Source organism: Oleiphilus sp. HI0080, from assembly GCF_001635135.1.
In genome coordinates this window covers 1-1,008 of record NZ_LWFU01000848.1, presented here as the reverse complement: position 1 = coordinate 1,008, position 1,008 = coordinate 1, and the positions used below count along the sequence as shown (strand labels likewise).

2 protein-coding genes are annotated in these 1,008 nt (G+C 47.1%); both read left to right on the top strand.

Annotated features, from left to right (window positions below; genetic code table 11):
• Nucleotides 1–742: chorismate synthase (aroC, locus tag A3751_RS17235; RefSeq protein WP_068458222.1), on the top strand; the 742-nt coding region annotated here is incomplete at its 5' end.
• On the top strand, nucleotides 739–1,008 hold a 270-nt coding region (locus tag A3751_RS17230), incomplete at its 3' end, for an S-adenosylmethionine:tRNA ribosyltransferase-isomerase (RefSeq protein ID WP_197466450.1). The genes aroC and A3751_RS17230, both read left to right, overlap by 4 nt.

Here is a 1,008-nt window from a genome sequence, read left to right as displayed (position 1 = left end):
TTATCGGGGCGGTGGTCGTTCCTCTGCGCGTGAAACGGCGATGCGTGTTGCGGCAGGTGCCGTCGCTAAAAAGTATCTCAAGCAGGCTTTTGGTATCGAGATCTACGGTTATTTGTCCCAGCTTGGTCCAATCAAAGTTGAGAATGTCGATCTAAGCATTGTAGAAACCAATCCATTTTTCTGTCCAGATGTGAACAAGATTCCTGAGATGGAAACCTACATGCAGGCGTTGAACAAAGAAGGCAATTCTGTTGGCGCGAAGATTACGGTCATTGCTACAGGTCTAATGCCAGGCTTAGGTGAACCAATCTTTGACCGCTTGGATGCCGAAATTGCACACGGTTTGATGAGCATCAACGCGGTAAAAGGTGTAGAGATTGGCGCAGGTTTTGATTCGGTATCGCAAAAAGGCACCGAACATCGTGATGAGATGACCCCAGAGGGATTTCTTAGTAACAATGCTGGCGGTGTATTGGGTGGTATTTCAACTGGCCAAGATATTGTTGCGCATATCGCACTAAAACCAACTTCCAGTATGCGTTTGCCCGGAAAGAGTATTGATCGGTTTGGGAACGCGATCGAAGTGTCTACACATGGTCGTCATGACCCTTGCGTTGGAATTCGCGCGACCCCAATCGCAGAGGCGATGCTGGCGATGACGTTGATCGATCATGTTATGAGACATCGTGCTCAGAATGCAGATGTAACGTGCGAAACACCAATCATTAAAGGTTCGGTATGAAGGTATCCGACTTTGACTTTGAGCTTCCTGAGGAGCTGATCGCAAAGTACCCACCAGAAAAGCGTGGGCAAAGCAGATTGCTCCATGTTGATGGAGTAAGTGGCAATAAACAAGATATGTCTTTTTCTGATTTGCCTAGCTTGTTAAACAAAGGCGATTTACTGGTCTTCAATAATACAAAGGTTGTCCCGGCTCGAATGTACGCTAAAAAAGAGACGGGCGGCGCTCTCGAGATTTTGTTTGAGCGGAAAGTTTCTGAAGATCGG